Below are 17,981 nucleotides of genomic sequence, written 5' to 3' on the forward strand. Positions count from 1 at the left end.
CAGTATTTTTTAAGGAATCTTTTTTCTGTTTGTTGTTAATCAGACAATAAGTTTCCCTGTCATTGTGATCCTCGGTCAACGCTGAATTTGCACAAAGGAGCTTCCCGGTAAAGGCCGGAAGGAAGGTCTGGTGCGTTTGTACATAGAAGGAAATGTCGTGGATTTTAATTGCATCCGCCGGAATATTTCGTTTGTCGATTTTGTGAACGGCCCCGAATTCAGCCGATGTGCATGTGATTGTCAAGAAACGGATCACCGGAAGTGGCGAATCGGTGAATATCAAAGGGAATAAAAAGGATACTACTTTTGCAGACAAGAAGCCGATAAGTATACGTTTACCATCGCGTACTGCCTTTGGGCGATATTTCGGACGAGGATTTGCTGCTGAACACGCGAAAACTACCCTCCTCGTTTGAGATTTAGAGCGGTATTGGGGTGCGTTACCAGTTTGGTCCTATCTTCAACAGTGTTGTTAATACCCGGCTATAGTTGTGCCGGGTAATCGGTCGGCCAACAAAATCGGGATTATTCTCCCTTATTCAGGAATTTCTCGTACACCTCCATGTTGCGGTTGATGTGCGCCTGCATACGTTCTGAGGCACGCTCACCGTCTTTCTCCCTAATGGCATTTACAATTTCCTTGTGGAATCCCAGGGTAATTTCTTTTTCCCCTTCTATGCTACCATAAATCAGGTTACGCATACGCGGAAGAAGGTTGTGAATAGGTTCCATGGTGACAATGACGATGGGATTTCCGGTCGCACGGGCCAGTAAAATGTGAAACCGGTTATCGATATCCGATTCCAATTGCGTATTGTCCGGGTCGCATTTATCAAACTCCAGCAGGTTCTTTTCCATCTGTTTGAGATCTTCCTCTGTACGATTTAACGCAGCCATTTGGGTAATCTGCGGTTCAAACGCCTTTCTTAATTCTATGATCTGTTTTATCAAGTTATTATCAAACTTCAGATCATAGTATAAGTTTAATGACTGAATAGCATCCTTCATGCCCAGCTTAGTCACATACATACCGCTACCTTTCCGGATTTCGAGGAGCCCGCGGGCACTCAATCGTCTTAATGCTTCGCGCAGCGCCGTCCGGCTAACGGCAAACATTTCGCATAATTCTCGCTCAGATGGGAGACGGGAACCCACTTCCAGTTTCTTATCCCGGATAGCCTTCTCAATATTACGCTCAATCTTTTGACTGAGGGTCTGAGTGGTTCCAATCTTTTTAAAAATCTCGTCCATGGTTTGTTTTAGTGAAGTTACAAAGTTAATCAAAATATAACATACATATGACTAGTTATTAAATGCAGCAAAATTTATTGTATTAATTTAAATTCAGTCCCATTTATATGTATAAGTGGTGAAAGGGCGCTTTCGTTATTCAACCTGTCGATGGTTGATACGCGGAAACACTCGTCAGCCAGCTTGTTACGCATGGACGGAGGGATAAACAACCGGCGCTTATCCGTTACCTTGAAAACATCGGTCATCTGATTGTTCCCGTCCGCATCTTTTTTTACGCGATATATTACATATTGGACGCGGTCGTCGTTATAATTGGCCGGAAGCTTCCATTTTAGCCAGGTGCCGTTAATGGTCGATTCGAGCCTGAAATTTCCCGGGACCGGCGGGGGAATACTATCAAGCCAGTTCATTTTCGGGATAATGGCCGGTTCTTCTTTTAGCTCCTGCCGTAACCTGCTGACTTGCTCTTTTGTGAGACCGAGCAGGTGCGACGCACTGAAAAAGGCAAAACCGCGGGCATTGTTCATCTGCCTTCCGATATCGATTTGTTTTTCAATTTCATTTGGGTCTTTCCAGCCGGGAGCCGAACTGGTTGCTTTGTAAAGCGCCTGTCCAAAATAGAGATGACGCGTGTCGACGTTCTGATTCCACCAGCGGGCCAGTGTGTCGAAATCGCCGTACGCATTGCCGCGCTCCCAGTACAGTTGCGGAATGAGATAATCGACCCAGCCATTTTTTATCCAGGTACGGGCATCGGCATATAAATCATCGTACGACGAAAGTCCACATTTACCGGCAGAACCTTTTGGATCGAGCGACAGGTTCCGCCATACCCCAAAAGGGCTGACACCCAGTTTTACCCAGCTTTTTTCTGCTTTGATTCGCTTGTTTAACTCACGAATAAAAAGGTTGACATTGTTCCGGCGCCACTCGTTCAACTTGTCCGGATAATCGCCTCCACCATATTTCTTAAACGTTGTCGCATCGGGAAAGGCCATTGTTTTTGCAGGATAGGGATAGAAATAATCATCGAGATGAACGGCGTCAATATCATATCGTTTCACCACATCCATGATGACGTTGATAACATATTCCCTGACTTCCGGAATACCGGGATCGAGGTAGCTTTTCCCGTTATAATCGACTATCCAGTAGCTGTTCTTCCGCAATGGATGATTCGGCGCAAGCTGATCGTAGCTGTGGTTTCGTACCCTGAATGAATTAAACCAGGCGTGGAACTCGAGTCCGCGCTGGTGACACAGGTTGATGGCAAATCGCAACGGATCGTAGTAAGGCGTGGGGGATTTGCCTTGCTCACCTGTCAGATAATACGACCATGGCTCAGTGGGTGACGGATAGATAGCGTCGGCAGCCGGCCTGACCTGGAGAATTACCGCATTTAAGCCGGTATTCTCAATCCGGTCGATCAGATTAATGAGTTCCTGTTGTTGTTGGTCTGTAGGCAGGCCCGGTTTCGATGGCCAGTCAGTGTTGTTTACCGTCGCAATCCAAATCCCTCTGAATTCCTCTTTCACCAATGGTTTCGCCATTCGGGGGTTAAGGCCTGCTGCCTGAAAAGCAACGACCAGAACCAGCAGAATTGTGGGAAAAGCTTGCCGGGGTTTCATGGCTCACTTCAATATTAGGGTGGGCAACAAAAAATTCTACTTTTATGTCATGGAAATAGAAAGCTTACTACGTTACTTATTGCCCCAGGAAATATTTGAATACTTTGATTTGATTGATTTCAAGGAAGTAGAAGGTGGACAATTAGAGCTACATTTAAATGAAAAGTCAATTAAGCCCTTGGAGCACGCTGATAAAGAGCTGGTTTCAAATGGATTCGACGAGCCTGTCCGTATCCAAGATTTTCCGTTAAGGGACAAGACAGTCTATTTTGTCGTCAGGCGACGAAAATGGAAGGACAAGCACACAGGAAAGATCTATAGTTCCCGATGGGATTTAATAGCCAAAGGCACCAGCTACACCAAAGAGTTTGCTGCTTTTTTAAAAGGGTTACTTGGACAAATACCCGATAAGTTCGAATAGCTTAGAGAAACATTATTATATCAACGGAGATTATTTTGGGCAACAATACAAGGATCATTTGAGCGATTTTCATGAATGGGAACAGAAGTCCCATTCAAAGGATTGGATCCTTTTTCCAGGGAATATAGGGACACGATTGAGTATCGATGAAACAGCACTTACCAATGGAGAACTTTACACCGTGGTGACCAATAAGGCAGGGAAAGGGAAAAAGGGCTCTTTAGTGGCCATGATAGAAGGGACAGAGGCAGGGAAAGTTATTGAAGTTTTAGATAAGATATCAGAAGAAGAAAGAAATGCAGTTGAAGAGGTAACACTGGATATGGCCAGTTCCATGCGAAAAATAGTAAAAAGTTGTTTTCCAAAAGCCAGCCGGGTTATTGACCGCTTTCATGTCCAGAAACTGGCCTATGATGCATTGCAGGAGATACGTATCAAACACCGTTGGGATGCCATTAATGAAGAAACCAATGCAATTGAAAATGCAAAAGCTGATGGCGTAAAATATATCCCTGAAGTTTTAAGCAATGGAGACACTAAAAAACAACTTCTGGCCCGTAGCCGGTATTTATTGTTTAAATCAGGGGATAAATGGACTGACAAGCAAAAGAAAAGAGCTGCTGTATTGTTTGAGCTTTATCCCGACATTAAAGAAGCATATTCCCTGACACATTCATTAAGAATGATATTTTTGAAAAACACGGACAAGAAAGTAGCTTATACTAAAATGGCCAGGTGGTTCAACGATGTTACTGAATCCGGTTTTAAATCTTTCAATACCATATCTGCTACATTCTATGCGCATTATCCTGAAATATTAAACTTCTTTGACAACCGAAGCACTAATGCTTCTGCTGAATCATTTAATGCCAAACTTAAAGCTTTCCGTGCAACTCAAAGAGGAGTTGTCGATATTGAATTTTTCCTTTTCAGAGTGGCTAAGATTTATGCGTAATCTAAAAAATCCACCCCAATTATGAATTGATCCGGTTTCATGGTTCTATTTGATAATCATAATTTATTCAAATGTAACGAATTATGAAGGTACAAAAAAAACCTTCCCCGAAAGGAAGGCTGAAATTTATCAACGGTTCGTTGAAACCTCTCACGGATAGTACTTAACAAAGGCCTCCATGGCTTCGTACTCGGCCATGCCCAATTGGTCGTAAAGCCTTGCGGTTGCCCTGTTTCGCTGTTCGGCGCGCTGCCAGAACTCGCGTTCGTCTTCACCCATAAACATGGCGCCCTCTTTTTGTGACTGGTGACGCAAAATTGCGTCGCGTTTTCTCGCCAGCTCGATGGGACTAATCGGAACAGCCATTTCAATTTCGTCAGCCTCCCATTCAGCCCAGGCACCACGATAAAGCCAAAGCCAGCAATCTTGCATCCAGTCTTTTTCTTTTCGCATGTGCTCAAGTGTTATAAATATGGTATCGAGGCAGACACGGTGCGTTCCGTGTGGGTCGGATAAATCACCGGCAGCAAAAATCTGGTGAGGTTTCACCTCGTCAAGCAGGTTCATGACAATTTTGACATCTTCTTCGCCAATCGGATTTTTCTGTCGTCTTCCGGATTCATAGAAAGGAAGATCGAGAAAATGAATGTGCGAATCAGGAATGCCGAAATAACGCAATGCGGACCGGGCTTCCATCCGGCGAATTAAGCCTTTGGCCTTTCTTACGTCCGGAATATCCACTTCGTTGTCTTTTTTATTTTTCAGGAACGAAAGAACTTTTTCTTTTTGTTCTTTGGCTTTCTTATTTCCCGAATCGTAAAAGTCAGCATATTCATGATGGAAATCGAGGTAACGGGAAATGTATTCATCCGCTACCGCGAAATTACCCGATACCTGGTAAGCAACGTGTACATCGTGTCCCTGTTCCACCAGGCGAAGCAATGTTCCTCCCATCGAGATAACATCATCGTCGGGGTGCGGACTGAAAATGACGATACGTTTCTTCGCCGGTTCAGCTCTCTCCGGACGGTTCGAATCGTCGACCTTCGGTTTTCCGCCGGGCCATCCGGTGATGGTATGCTGTAAATCGTTAAATACCTTGATGTTGATTCGGTAGGGAGAACCTGCCGTCGCCAGCAAATCGCTCAAACCAAAATCGTTGTAATCCTTGCCGGTCAGCTTCAGGATGGGCTTCTTCGCTTGTTTACACAACCAAACCACCGCCTTGCGTACCAGCCGATCGTCGTTCCAGTCCATGTTGTCGACCAGCCAGGGGGTACGTACCCTGACGAGCTGTGAACTGGCGCCGCTATCAAGCACAATCTTAACATTGTGATGTTCCTGAATAAAAGAGGCCGGTACTTCACTATCCGGATCTTCTTCCACGGTCTTTTGAATCACCCGTGCTTTGGATTCGCCCAGCGCTACCAGGATAATTTTCCGCGATTCCAGGATGGTATCTACTCCCATGGTAATGGCACGTCGGGGAACATTGATGAATCCCTGGAATTCTGTCGCTTCCTCCTGTCGGGTTACCGGGTCAAGCGTAATAATCCGGGTACGGGTATTTCGTCCTGAACCGGGTTCGTTGAAACCAATGTGACCGGTGCGGCCAATGCCCAGTAACATCACATCGATGCCGCCAGCTTCTTTGATCAGTCTCTCGTATTCACGGCAGTAATCATGCACGGAGTCAAACATGATGGTGCCATCCGGAATGTGAATGTTCTCTTCCGGGATGTCTACATGATCGTAAAGGTGCCGATGCATGTAGTTGTTGTAACTGTGAATGGAATGGGGTGACATGGGGTAGTACTCGTCAATGTTAAAAGTGACAACATTGTTGAAGCTCAGTCCCTCTTCTTTGTGCTTACGAACCAGTTCGGCATAGATCCCCAGTTGAGTCGAACCGGTGGGTAATCCCAATACACATTTTCCCCCTTTTTGTTGTTCCTTCTTAATGGAGTCGGCAATCTCATCGGCGACCACCTGCGAAACATCTTTTCCTTCGGGATAGATGTAGGTGGGAATTTTTTCATATTTCGTGAGCATGTCCCGGTGAGTCAAATTGGTTGGGGCATACTCGCCAAATCCGTAAAAAACCGGATTGTCGCTCTGTAACTTTTTACTTAAGTCCATGATAGGCTTTCTGGTTTATTTTGAACAAGTAAAAATAGGCGAATTTGGACGTAAAAAAAAAACTTCTTTAAAAGTTCGAATAAGTGATATTCATCCCTGTTAATGAAACTCTCCGGCCTCGTACCGACGAATGATATTGTTCAACATGGCATCTTCTTCCGGATCAAATTCCGATTTTAAACTGGAGCCGGTGAGAAAGGCCAGTGAATTCCACAAAAAGGCTTGTCCGCCCCCGCGGTATTCCTTCAGAAGATCGTATGCAGTCTCGCCGGTTTCCCTGTCGATAAGTTTGAGTAATAACCGCCCCTGGCGCAGGTTCAATGTTTTCAGGGTGTCCATGTAAGTTTCCTTGATATAATGCTGGTACCATTTCATGTATTTTTTCCGGTGGGCGGGAGTAGTATAAACCTGGTCGAGCTCCTTCTTTACCCGGTTAAGCTCTTTGCTGACAATCATGGCAAGCGGATACGTCTTCTTCACATCCTCAATCAACTTATCGTATTTCTTTTCCTGATGATGGTTCTTGAATTTAAAAGGAGGAATGATGTCAATCGATTTCAGATTGATGTGCAACAGACTATCGCTGGTCAAATCATATTTAGTCAATACGGTATCAATGTGAGCCAAATAGTTTGTAGCCGAACTATCCTGCGCTGATACCCTGCTGAACAAGCCAGTGCTCAGAATCAAACAAATGACAGAGGTCAATATCAATTGGTGTATGCGGTGCATAGTGGTCTTTTTCTTTGGGGACAAAGTTAATGGATTCTTATAGATGTGTACCGCTAACGGCTTAATTAACAATTTTTATCAATTGGTTTCCACCTTACCGGGAATAACACTCTCAGCAATTTCATTCAATAGCGTAACGGCATGTTGAATGGAAGTTACCTCGCCGAAGATAATGCTAAGTTTTCCCTTCGATTCCTTGATCCGGCATTTCTTTGGATGTGTCTGAAGCCATTGCAGTATATTCCCGAACAAGGCTGTCTGGTAAAACGGTGATTGCTGGTCAGACGGCAAATAGCAAATCATCTTCTTGTTCTTCAGAATAATCTTCTCGATGTTCAGCTCAATGGCTGTCCAGCGGAGGCGGACCACTTCCAGTAACTCGACCGTTGAATCGGGTAATTTCCCAAAGCGATCGACGAGCTGGGCACGGAATTCCTCTAATGCCCCGTTGTTCTCAATGTTGTCCAGTTCGCGATAAAGCAACATTCGCTCTGAAATGCTGGAAATATAACCTTCGGGGAAAAGCAGTTCCAAATCGGTATCCACCTGGCAATCGTTCACAAATCGAAGGTTGAGGAATGCTTCATTGGCTTCGCGCGATTCTTCCTCCTTGTATAGCTGCTGGAATTCTTCATGCTTTAGTTCCTGAATTGCTTCGTTCAGGATGCGGTGGTACGTTTCGAAACCGATATCGGCAATAAAACCGCTTTGCTCGGCTCCCAACAGGTTGCCGGCTCCCCGGATATCCAAATCCTGCATGGCGATGCTGAAACCGCTGCCCAAATCGGAGAATTCTTCGATGGCCTGTAACCTTCGCCGTGCTTCGGGTGTCATGCTGGTCATCGGTGGAGCAAGCAGGTAACAGAAAGCCTTTTTGTTCGAACGTCCCACGCGTCCGCGCAACTGGTGCAGTTCGCTCAAACCGAAGTTATGCGCCTGGTTGATTATGATGGTATTGGCATTCGGAATGTCGAGTCCCGACTCGATAATGGTGGTGGCAATGAGCACATCAAATTTTCCGTCGATAAAGTCGAGCATCACTTTTTCCAGCTGTGCACCTTTCATCTGGCCATGGCCTACAACGGTGCGCACACCCGGAACAATGCGCCTGATAAGCGTTTCCACCTCGTAAATATTCTGCACCCGGTTGTTGATAAAGAATACCTGGCCGCCACGTTCCACTTCATAGGTAATGGCCTCGCGGATGATATCTTCGTTGAAACCGTGCACTTCGGTGTTGATAGGAAACCGGTTGGGCGGCGGCGTATTGATGATGGACAGATCGCGCGCTCCCATCAGTGAAAACTGCAGCGTCCGGGGAATTGGCGTAGCCGTCAGCGTCAGCGTATCAACATTTATCTTTAGGTGTTTCAGTTTTTCCTTCACGGAAACTCCGAATTTTTGCTCTTCGTCAATAATCAACAGCCCGAGGTCTTTGAATTTGACATCCTTTCCCACCAAACGGTGTGTTCCGATGACAATATCGACTTTCCCCTCGGTTACCTCTTTCAGGATACGCCTTACCTCGGCAGGCTTGCGCAACCGGCTGATGTATTCGATGCGGCAGGGGAAATCACTCAACCTTTCGTTGAAGGTTTTGAAATGCTGAAAGGCCAGAATGGTAGTCGGGACCAAAACAGCGACCTGTTTACTGTCCGCAACGGCTTTGAAAGCGGCCCGAATAGCGATTTCGGTTTTACCAAAACCCACATCGCCACATATGAGCCGGTCCATCGGCATGGTTTTCTCCATGTCTTCTTTGGTGGCAATTGTGGCTTTCAACTGGTCGGGCGTGTCTTCGTATATAAAACTCGCTTCCAGCTCTTGTTGCATAAAAGAGTCGCGGGCAAAAGCAAAGCCGTCTTCCGCTTTGCGGTGAGCATATAAACCAATCAATTCGCGGGCAATATCCTTGACCTTTTTCTTGGTTTTGTTTTTTAGGTTTTGCCAGGCAGCGGTTCCCAATTTGTTGATTTTGGGTTCGGTGCCGTCTTTCCCTTTGTATTTCGAAATGCGGTGCAGCGAATGAATGCTCACCAGCAGCGAGTCGTTGTCGCGATAGATCAGCCGGATGGCTTCCTGCATTTTGCCGTCTTCCTCGGTCCTGACCAACCCGGCAAATTTTCCGATGCCGTGATCGACGTGCACCACGTAGTCCCCGGGATGCAACTTGGCCAACTCCTTGAGCGTAATGGCCTGTCGCGCCGATTTCTTCGAACGCAGCTTGAACCGGTGATAGCGCTCGAAAATCTGGTGGTCGGTGTAGCAGCAAAGTTTCAGATCGTGGTCGATAAAACCCTCTTTCAGGGCAAACGGAAGGCTGTCGAACTCCTGCGGATCACCTTTGTCTTCAAAAATGGCGTGAAGGCGTTCCACCTGTTTCGCGCTCGACGACAGGATGATATTCAGGTAACCGAGTTGGGAATTTTCACGCAGGTTATCGCCCAGCAGATTAAAATTTTTGTTAAAAACCGGTTGGGGTTTGATGTGAAACGGAATTTCCTGCGATTTGAAATATGCCTTCGGTCCTATTTCGACGCAAGTTAATGCTTCAGCCCGTTCCAGCAGCGTGTTTCCGCTAATGATTAAATTGTCTGCCGGAAAACCGGTTTCCAGGTTTTTCTCCCGGGCACTTTTGTATAATTCGGTCATCCGTTCGGCGCTGAAGCGCAAATCATCGGTGATCAGCAGTGTGTCATCTTTCAGGAATTCGAAAAACGAAATCCGTTCTTCCTCCTGCAATCCTTCCTGTATGTTGGGGATTATGGAAATCTTTTTCAAGGCATCCTTCGAAATCTGGTTCTCGATGTCGAAGGTGCGTATTGTTTCCACGTCATCGCCAAAGAAATCGATTCGGTACGGATCTTCGTGAGCGAAGGAGAAAATGTCGATAATGGAACCGCGGATAGAATATTGTCCGGGCTCGTACACAAAATCGACCCGCTCGAAACCGTATTCGAACAACACTTCGTTAATAAACGAGATAGAAAGTTTTTCGCCCACACGAACCGTCAGCGTGTTTTTTTCCAACCCTTTTCCTGAGATAACCTTCTCCATCACCGCTTCCGGGTACGAAACCACGATGAACTGTCCTTCAGCTTCCACCAGGTGGTTCAGTACATCAGTACGCAGGATGATGTGCTCACTTTCGATTTTTTCGTATTGAACGCTGCGCTTGTAGGACGAAGGGAAGAAGAGCAAGTGTTCTTCCAGGCCCAGGGTTTGCAAATCGTCGTAAAAATAGGCTGCCTCTTCCCGGTCGCTCAGGAGCATGAGTGCGCCAAACGGTTTCTTTTGGAAGAGGGCTGCCATCACGACGGATGGTGCGGAGCCGTTCAGTCCTTTGGCATGTAGCTTTTGTCCCGAAGGCGTTCCGAGTTGCCCTGCCAGTGCCCGGGCCCCCGGATGTTGCGCATAAAAATCAATTAACTGTTCGCGTTTCAATACGATGCTGTTTCGTTATTCGGATGCAAAAATATAAAAAACTACACTGGGTGGAGAATGAGAGCTCAAAGCCTTAACAATCTTTAATTATGAGTGGTAGTAATGCCGTTTAATCGAAGCCCATACGTGTGAATCTATGGATAAAATCCGTGCTAATCCCTGCTTAACGGCAACCTCGAAGTGCAATTCATCATTTGTTATTCAAAATTTCTTTCTCCCCATCTTTTTTCCCTTCTTGCCGAATTGCCCCGATTTTTCTATCTTCCATCTTTTCATAATCATTCATTATGCTGACTATCCGAATGGCTTCGGGGGCTGATGTGCCCGCCATAACCCGCATTTATAATCATGCTGTGTTGCATTCGACTACCACGTTCGATACCGTTCCCCTTACGGAAGAAGAGCGCCGGATGTGGCTGGCTTTGCATGAGGAAGACTCTCCGGTACTGGTTGCCCAGGTCGAAGAGGACGTGGTTGGATATGCATCTCTTTCTAAATGGTCGGAGAAGAAGGCATACGACCAAACGGTGCAGTTTTCCATTTATCTCGATGAGAATTTTCGTGGACAGGGAATTGGGCTGCGGTTGAGCGAAGCGATTCTGAAATATGCGAAAGAGCAAGGAATTCACAGTGTGATTTCGCTCATATCAGAAGGGAATGAGGTGAGCTTCGCGCTGCACCGAAAGCTGGGATTTCAGCTAATGGGCGTAATGAAAGAGGCCGGAAGGAAATTCGGCCGGTACATCGATGTTCATTTTTATCAACTACTTCTTTGAGATGAAAGTTTTCTTTTTGTGAAGTTCAGTGATGGGAAGATTTTTCAGTCTTTTTACCCCGGCCCGAAGGGGGGAAGACTGAAAAATCGAGGGTTCCCTTTAGTCCCGAGAATTCGGGAAGGGTAAAAAAACTTGATTTTTCAAAGATCCAAATCGTTGCAGGAAACGAATTAACCAGGATATTTGCACAGCAAAGACCAACAAAAATTAATGAACGATGACCAATAGAAAAGTTCGGTTCGGTGTAGCGCTCAGCGGTGGCGGCGCCCGTGGATTTGCGCACATTGGAGCATTGAAAGCGCTCGAAGAATACGGCCTGCAGCCCGACGTGATTTCCGGGACGAGTATGGGCGCATTGGTGGGTGTTTTGTATGCTGCCGGTTATGCTCCTGAAGAAATTTCGGAGATGATTCGTCAGGAAAAGTTCTATAGACTGATTGATATCCGTCCGCGGAAAGGAGGGATTCTGAACCTGAAGAAAGTGCAGGATTTGCTGACCGGGAAGATTGAAAAGAACGACTTTTCAGCGCTAAAGAAGCCGTTTTATGTGTCGGTGGCGAACCTGAACAGCGGCGAGAACGAAGTGAGGTCTAGCGGGAAATTGTTCGAGTTCGTGATTGCGTCCTGTTCCATTCCGGTCATCTTTGCGCCTCAGGTCATTGATGGGAAATCGTATGTCGATGGGGGACTTTTCAATAATCTTCCAACGGAAGCCATTTACGAAAAAGCGGATGTCGTGATTGGTGTGAACGTCAATCACAATTCGCCGGTGGAAGTGATTGGCGGGAGCCGCGAAATTGCCGAGCGTTGTTTTCAGCTGGGCATCGCGCAGAATGTGGAAAAGAGCCGGGAACTCTGCGATTATTTTGTCGACCCGCCCGAAACACGCCGGTTCGGGACGTTCGACTTCCCGCAAATCGACCGGATTATGGAAGTCGGTTACCAGGAAGCCGTGCGGGTGCTGAAGGAGGAAATAATACCCGACGGCTGGCTTCCGGTAATGAGAGAGAAGTTGTCAGCAAAGCAGTAATACCCCAAACCCCTGAAGGGGCTTAAAGGTAGTGAAAGCTTGCAATTGCAGAGCGTTCATGTAATGAGGATAAAATTTTTGATATTTTGCTGAAGCCATCATCAAAGTGCTTAAGGAGGGTGTCCGAAAAGTCTGACTGCAAAATTAAATCTTACTAATTGTAACCGGGCCTTCCGTTTTACCCCTCCAAAGCTCCCCTAAAGGGGCGGCTTAAGTCCCCTTTAGGGATTAGGGGTGCTTGATAAGGAATCAGTTCGACAAAAACCTTTCGGGAATGAAAATATTCAAATTTGGTGGCGCCTCGGTGAAAGATGCCGCGGCCATTCGTAACCTGGCAACCATATTGCAATCTTACCGCCAAGATGAGCTGGTGGTGGTGATATCCGCCATCGGGAAGACAACCAACGCGCTGGAAGAAGTGGTGCGCACCTATTTTTCGGGCGAGAAAGCCATGTGGAAGCATATCGAAACCATCAAATCGGAGCACTTTGCCATTATCGACGCGCTGTTCCCGGACCCGGAAAGCCCGGTGCGCAACGAGGTGAATGACTTGTTTGAGCGCCTGGCTGATAGTGTTTCTGTCCCGCCTTCGCTGAATTACGATTACGAATACGACCAGGTTGTTTCGTTCGGGGAACTGCTGTCGACCCACATCGTGAGTGCGTACCTGAACGAGAATGGCTTTCCCTGCCGCTGGATGGATGCGCGGGGCTGCATCCGGACGGAAGATACCTGGAGGAAAGCGGTCATCGATTATGAACTTTCGGAAGAGTTGACAAAGGAAACCGTCGATTTCCAAGAGGAGAAATGCTACCTCACGCAGGGTTTCATTGGGTCAACCACATCGAACCTGACGACTACGCTCGGGCGCGAAGGTTCCGACTTTACGGCGGCCATTTTCGGTCATCTGCTGAACGCCGAAAGTGTGACCATCTGGAAAGATGTGCCGGGTATCCTGAATGCCGACCCGCAATATTTCGATGCCACGCTGAAACTGGATCGGTTAACTTACCGGGAAGCGGTGGAACTGACCTACTACGGTGCAAAGGTGATTCACCCCAAAACCATGAAGCCGCTGTTCGAAAAGAATATCCCGTTGTACGTGCGGTCGTTCCTGCAGGCCGGCGAAATCGGGACGGTGATTGGAGGCGAGATACATCCCGATGAGCAAACGCCCATCTTTGTGCTGAAACGAAACCAGGTGTTGCTGACCATTTCGCCCAAAGATTTTTCCTTTATGGGCGAAGCCTCGATCGGTCACATTTACTCCATGCTGGCCGGTTACCAGATGGAAGTGAACATGGTACAGCAATCGGCGCTGAGTTTGTCGGTGGCAGTGACCAAACCCGACCACGACTTTGAAACCCTGGTGGACGAACTGGAGGAAGATTTTGATGTGCGCTACAACAACGGCCTCGAACTGCTCACCATCCGCAACTACACCGATGCGGAAATCACGCGGCACACGTCAGGGCGCAGGATCTTTGTGGAGCAACGCAGCAGAAGGACCGCGAGGTTTTTGGTGAAGTTGGTTGTTTTGTGACTATTTTGTTGCCTTTGGGAGGTATTGATCCTCATCGTTATAAGTCATCAATTCGTTGTACGATCTGATTCACATGATCTATTCCATATAATAATGAAGCTTCATCTATTTGCATCCAATTAAACAAATCTTTGATTAGGCGATAGTTTTGTTTTGCATAGGTGGTATCAATGACTGGATTTCCTAATCTAAAGCAAACTGGTTCGTGATGGGCAATCCGGTTTCGTATTTTATTAATTCTCTCGAGTTCATTAAAAACATATCGGTGATTGTACTGAACTGTTGGACTACTTGTTGGTTTAGCCGGGAAGATTTTTAACAAAGATTGGCCGCCGGAATAAAATTGAGGTTGTGAAAACAGGTACCTCCAAAAACCAAGATCCATTTCAGCAATTAATTTCGGATGAGAGTAGTTGTTATTTAGTTTTCTCAATTCTCTTCGAATAATAAGGGATGTTTTTCTACATTTTTGATTATCGAACATTCCATTCCTGCTTACCGAATTTTTTAACCACTCGCTTCCATGAATCGAAGAGTAGTGATAGTCTATTGCATTTCGCAATGCAATTTCAAAACAACTAATAATGGTGAATAATTCTTGAGAGAGTTTCAAATTCAAACGATATAACGTCATGGCCTTTCTGGAATCATTGGAACAGGCGACCATATACCGATTCATTCGAGGACGAGACATTATTCTCTCGAAGACACTGTATTTCATAGGTTAGGTTCTTGTAAAATACAAATATACGTGTTATATTTGTACCAGATTATTCCCAGTAGCCCCTGATTTTTCAAGCTATTGGGTTTTTGCTTTTATAGACCTACCAATTTAAATTTCTTACACATATTTTTAATCACCATCCGCAACTACACCGATGCGGAAATCACGCGGCACACGTCAGGGCGCAGGATCTTTGTGGAGCAACGCAGCAGACGGACCGCGAGGTTTTTGGTGAAGTAGCATTGGAGGTTGATGGTACGAATGTTCTCGAAGAAACCATACAAAACCTCGCAATTGAAATCGAACAAAAGTTTCCTAATGAGAATTCTTAGAATAATCATTTAAAAATCTAATAATAGAATAACCTATTTCTTTTGCCATGTTAACAGGAACAGCATTGCCAATTTGTTTATATTGCTGTGAAATAGAACCTGCGAACTGCCAATCATCGGGAAAGGTTTGGATTCTGGCATATTCTCTTACAGTAAAAGGCCTCGTTTCATCTGGGTGGCACCGTTCTGTTTGTTTTTGTGCGGGACTACATGTTAGGGTTAAACTAGGCTCATCCCAACTCAGACGCCTTGCCATGCCTGTTTTCCCACCACCGAGATAAAAACTCCCCCCCATATATGATCTTTGAATTTCAGTTGGTAAATCTCGCCAATAACCACCTTCTGGAATTAAATCCATTACTTCCTTTTTTGATTTAGGATATTGCTGGCCTTCTGAACCAGGGACATCAGTATTATACAATTCTCCTTTTTTCAGTGCATCTTTCAGGTTGTAAATTTTTTTGTAAGGCTTTGGGAAATCAAATAGCTCATGGTTAATATCTTTTCTTATCCCTACGATTAACACTCGTTCACGTTTTTGAGGTACTTTGTAAAAAATTGCTTTAATTAATCTTGGAGGTAAAACATTATAGCCAATCTCATTAAGTACTGAAATCATACCCTCAATAGTTCTACCACCGTCATGATTTAGTAATCCTCGTACATTTTCCCCAACACATATCGGAGGCATCGTTTCTTTTACAACTCTGGCAAATTCATAAAAGAGAGTCCCTCGTGCATCCTTAAAACCTAGTTTCTTGCCGGCATAGCTGAATGCTTGACAGGGAAAACCTCCTGTTACAATATCAACTTGACCTTTATATTTCTTAAAGGAAACATTTTTTACATCATCTTCGATTACATTCCAGTCTGGTCTATTTTTTCTTAATGTTTCTGCTGCCAAGTGGTCTATCTCGTTTAAAGCAAGACATTTAACTCCGGCCTGTTCTAAACCTACCGCTAAACCACCTGCACCAGCAAATAATTCAATTGCATTGTATGGCTTATGAGCCTCAACAAAGTTGGTGTTTTCATCTGAGTGAAACAGAAAATCCAGTTCGTCGAATATTTTCAACTGGTCTTTTTTGTATAATCTGTAATTGCTCATCGGTTCACGGACGGCTGACAATTTTCCGTTCCTGTCCCAACGACGTAAAGTTTCTTTGCTCACTGACAGTAAATCTGCTACTTCTGATAATGTGTAGTACTCTTTCATTTCCATACCCATATTAAACAAGATTATACATGGTTACAAATGAATTGTATTTTTTTATGAAATACAAGATATTTGTAGATAAATATCAAACAATTATCAAGTGACTGATTACTCGCAAAATATAATTAAAGTCCCCCGATTTAACGAGGCAAGTGGTTTTTATACAACCAAGGAGCGCTCGAAGTTAATGAGTAAAATAAAAAGTCAGGATACCAAACCTGAACAGAAACTTCGAAAGTTTTTATGGGGCATTGGTATTCGATATCGAAAAAATGTCAAAAAGATGCCAGGTACTCCTGATATTGTTATTTCTAAATACAAATTAGTAATTTTCGTAGACGGTGAATTCTGGCATGGCTTTAATTGGAAAGAAAAAAAGGAAAAGATAAAGTCTAATAGGGCGTTTTGGATCCCTAAAATAGAACGAAACATGCAGCGTGATAGAATGAACGAAATCTTTTATATAAAGAAAGGATGGAAAGTCATGCGTTTCTGGGAGCACGAAATCAAAAAAGAGTTTAATGTTTGTGTTAGTAAAATACTCGACTACCTGGATGCTTTCCCAGATCATGAGAGCAGTTAACCCTTAAAAAATAAGGGAATAAAATAAAAAATCCGCTGCAAAACGATATGAAAAATTTTATGTAAGTGGTTAAATGCCCCATTAGTCAGCTTCCTTAAAGACGTGATGCAAACGTATATAAATTCATTCATTCTGAACCGATTTTTCTATTTAAGCCGTTCTGATTTATTGATTTAAAAATGTATCTCAACTTTCAATTTTTGTTTCGAAAGTTTTCTATCCCCCTGGTTTCATCAAGCTACTAATTTGGCACTTTCCCCCTTCCTTTTCGTATAAACTTTTCAACACTTTCTGGTTAATAGTGAAATGTGAAGGCGGGAAAACCCCAATAAACAATGCCCATACCTTATCTTACTCAGCCAAAACCTGTTCTAAAACATAAGAAACGTTTTGTCTGAATTTTGTACATTCATACAACGTTTTTGACGACGACAGACTCCCGTAAGGAAATTGTATTAACAAAACAGATATCCGGTTACGGCTACGATAAAGAAAAACATTCGGTAGAAAAATAAGTAGCGCCGGGAAACGATTCCCGTCAGGGGCCTGACTATCTGCCATTGGCTTAAACGAGATGTCGAACCTTAAATCCTAACCACTATGACCTGAATTGAAAAACAGAACCTGTCCACAAACGTAACGGTCCGGAAATTGGCGATGGCTTATCGCTCCCCATCATGACCGGTCGCCCGGTACACACTGAATTTTGGGCCCCCGTGAGTTTGAGGGAGCCCATCAGCCGTCGATATTGGCCCCCATGACTTTTAGGGCGGTCAACCGGAGCAGATATCGTTCCTGAAAACTTTGAGTGCGGTTAATTGGAGCAGATATCGTTCCTGAAACGTTTGAGGGCGAACAACCCGTGTAGATCTCTAATCTGAAAACTTTTTGGGCGGTAAATTGCAACGAGATTGCTCCCTAAAAAGTTTTAGATCGGAAAATTCAACAGAAGTGCGCCCTAACGGTTTTTAGATCGAAAAAATACAGCGGGATTCCTCCCCAAAAATTTTTAGATCGAAAAAATACAGTGGAGGAGCTCCCAAAAAGTTTTCAGATCGGAAAAATTCAACGGAAGTGCTCCCTAACGATTTTTAGATCGGGAAAAAACAACGGGCTAGGGCCCTAAAAGTTTTTAGATCGGGATTCCGGTTCCGGCGTTGGCAAAAAACAAACTCAGCGTACAGGCCGACTGCCCAGTCATACA

General features: G+C 44.9%; 14 protein-coding genes. 7 read left to right on the plus strand and 7 right to left on the minus strand.

The genetic code is table 11. The annotated features are described in order from the left end of the window. Positions 1-227 precede the first annotated feature (227 nt). A complete protein-coding gene (locus tag GJU82_RS11725; RefSeq protein WP_153632302.1) occupies positions 228-416 on the plus strand; it encodes a hypothetical protein in 189 nt (62 codons plus the stop codon). Positions 417-525: 109 nt separating this feature from the next. Here GJU82_RS11725 and GJU82_RS11730 read toward each other — a convergent pair whose 3' ends face one another. Together GJU82_RS11730 and GJU82_RS11735 are read right to left on the minus strand one after the other, a co-directional pair. Further along, positions 526-1,251: a FadR/GntR family transcriptional regulator gene (locus tag GJU82_RS11730; RefSeq protein WP_153632303.1), complete on the minus strand. Its 726-nt coding sequence runs from the start codon at positions 1,249-1,251 to the stop codon at positions 526-528. 74 nt (positions 1,252-1,325) lie between these two features. Beyond that, positions 1,326-2,882 carry a glycoside hydrolase family 10 protein gene (locus tag GJU82_RS11735; RefSeq protein ID WP_153632304.1) on the minus strand — a complete coding sequence of 519 codons (1,557 nt, stop codon included), beginning with the start codon at positions 2,880-2,882 and terminating at the stop codon, positions 1,326-1,328. A gap of 49 nt (positions 2,883-2,931) precedes the next feature. Between GJU82_RS11735 and GJU82_RS11740 the strand changes: the two genes are divergently transcribed. Next, the gene (locus GJU82_RS11740; protein WP_153631442.1) at positions 2,932-3,303 is read left to right on the plus strand and encodes a transposase; all 372 of its coding nucleotides are present in this window, start codon (positions 2,932-2,934) and stop codon (positions 3,301-3,303) included. 136 nt (positions 3,304-3,439) lie between these two features. Next, on the plus strand, positions 3,440-4,258 hold the full coding sequence (locus GJU82_RS11745) for a transposase (protein ID WP_228488599.1): 819 nt from the start codon (positions 3,440-3,442) through the stop codon (positions 4,256-4,258). A 150-nt stretch (positions 4,259-4,408) separates the two neighbouring features. On the opposite strand, the gene nagB is transcribed toward GJU82_RS11745, so the two are convergent. From nagB to mfd, 3 genes are all read right to left on the minus strand, one after another. Further along, on the minus strand, positions 4,409-6,397 hold the full coding sequence (gene nagB / locus GJU82_RS11750) for a glucosamine-6-phosphate deaminase (RefSeq protein WP_153632305.1): 1,989 nt from the start codon (positions 6,395-6,397) through the stop codon (positions 4,409-4,411). A 99-nt stretch (positions 6,398-6,496) separates the two neighbouring features. After that, positions 6,497-7,129 carry a DUF4294 domain-containing protein gene (locus GJU82_RS11755; protein ID WP_153632306.1) on the minus strand — a complete coding sequence of 211 codons (633 nt, stop codon included), beginning with the start codon at positions 7,127-7,129 and terminating at the stop codon, positions 6,497-6,499. A 78-nt stretch (positions 7,130-7,207) separates the two neighbouring features. Beyond that, positions 7,208-10,573, minus strand: a complete 3,366-nt coding sequence (mfd, locus tag GJU82_RS11760; protein WP_228488685.1) for a transcription-repair coupling factor — start codon at positions 10,571-10,573, stop codon at positions 7,208-7,210. 287 nt (positions 10,574-10,860) lie between these two features. Between mfd and GJU82_RS11765 the strand changes: the two genes are divergently transcribed. The 3 genes from GJU82_RS11765 to GJU82_RS11775 all read left to right on the plus strand — a co-directional run bounded on the left by GJU82_RS11765 (position 10,861) and on the right by GJU82_RS11775 (position 13,922). Next, a complete protein-coding gene (locus tag GJU82_RS11765) occupies positions 10,861-11,349 on the plus strand; it encodes a GNAT family N-acetyltransferase (RefSeq protein ID WP_228488686.1) in 489 nt (162 codons plus the stop codon). A gap of 217 nt (positions 11,350-11,566) precedes the next feature. Next, positions 11,567-12,379 carry a patatin-like phospholipase family protein gene (locus GJU82_RS11770; RefSeq protein ID WP_153632307.1) on the plus strand — a complete coding sequence of 271 codons (813 nt, stop codon included), beginning with the start codon at positions 11,567-11,569 and terminating at the stop codon, positions 12,377-12,379. 274 nt (positions 12,380-12,653) lie between these two features. Continuing rightward, complete coding sequence (locus GJU82_RS11775; protein ID WP_153632308.1) at positions 12,654-13,922, plus strand: aspartate kinase; 1,269 nt, start codon at positions 12,654-12,656, stop codon at positions 13,920-13,922. 37 nt (positions 13,923-13,959) lie between these two features. On the opposite strand, the gene GJU82_RS11780 is transcribed toward GJU82_RS11775, so the two are convergent. Together GJU82_RS11780 and dcm are read right to left on the minus strand one after the other, a co-directional pair. Continuing rightward, complete coding sequence (locus GJU82_RS11780) at positions 13,960-14,643, minus strand: Abi family protein (protein WP_153632309.1); 684 nt, start codon at positions 14,641-14,643, stop codon at positions 13,960-13,962. Between the two features lie 318 nt (positions 14,644-14,961). Beyond that, positions 14,962-16,194 carry a DNA (cytosine-5-)-methyltransferase gene (gene dcm / locus GJU82_RS11790; RefSeq protein WP_228488687.1) on the minus strand — a complete coding sequence of 411 codons (1,233 nt, stop codon included), beginning with the start codon at positions 16,192-16,194 and terminating at the stop codon, positions 14,962-14,964. A 100-nt stretch (positions 16,195-16,294) separates the two neighbouring features. On the opposite strand from dcm, the gene GJU82_RS11795 reads away from it, so the two are divergent. Further along, positions 16,295-16,777, plus strand: a complete 483-nt coding sequence (locus tag GJU82_RS11795) for a very short patch repair endonuclease (RefSeq protein ID WP_228488688.1) — start codon at positions 16,295-16,297, stop codon at positions 16,775-16,777. Positions 16,778-17,981: the final 1,204 nt, after the last annotated feature.

The organism is Prolixibacter sp. SD074, from assembly GCF_009617895.1.
In the GTDB taxonomy this organism is placed as follows: Bacteria; Bacteroidota; Bacteroidia; order Bacteroidales; family Prolixibacteraceae; genus Prolixibacter.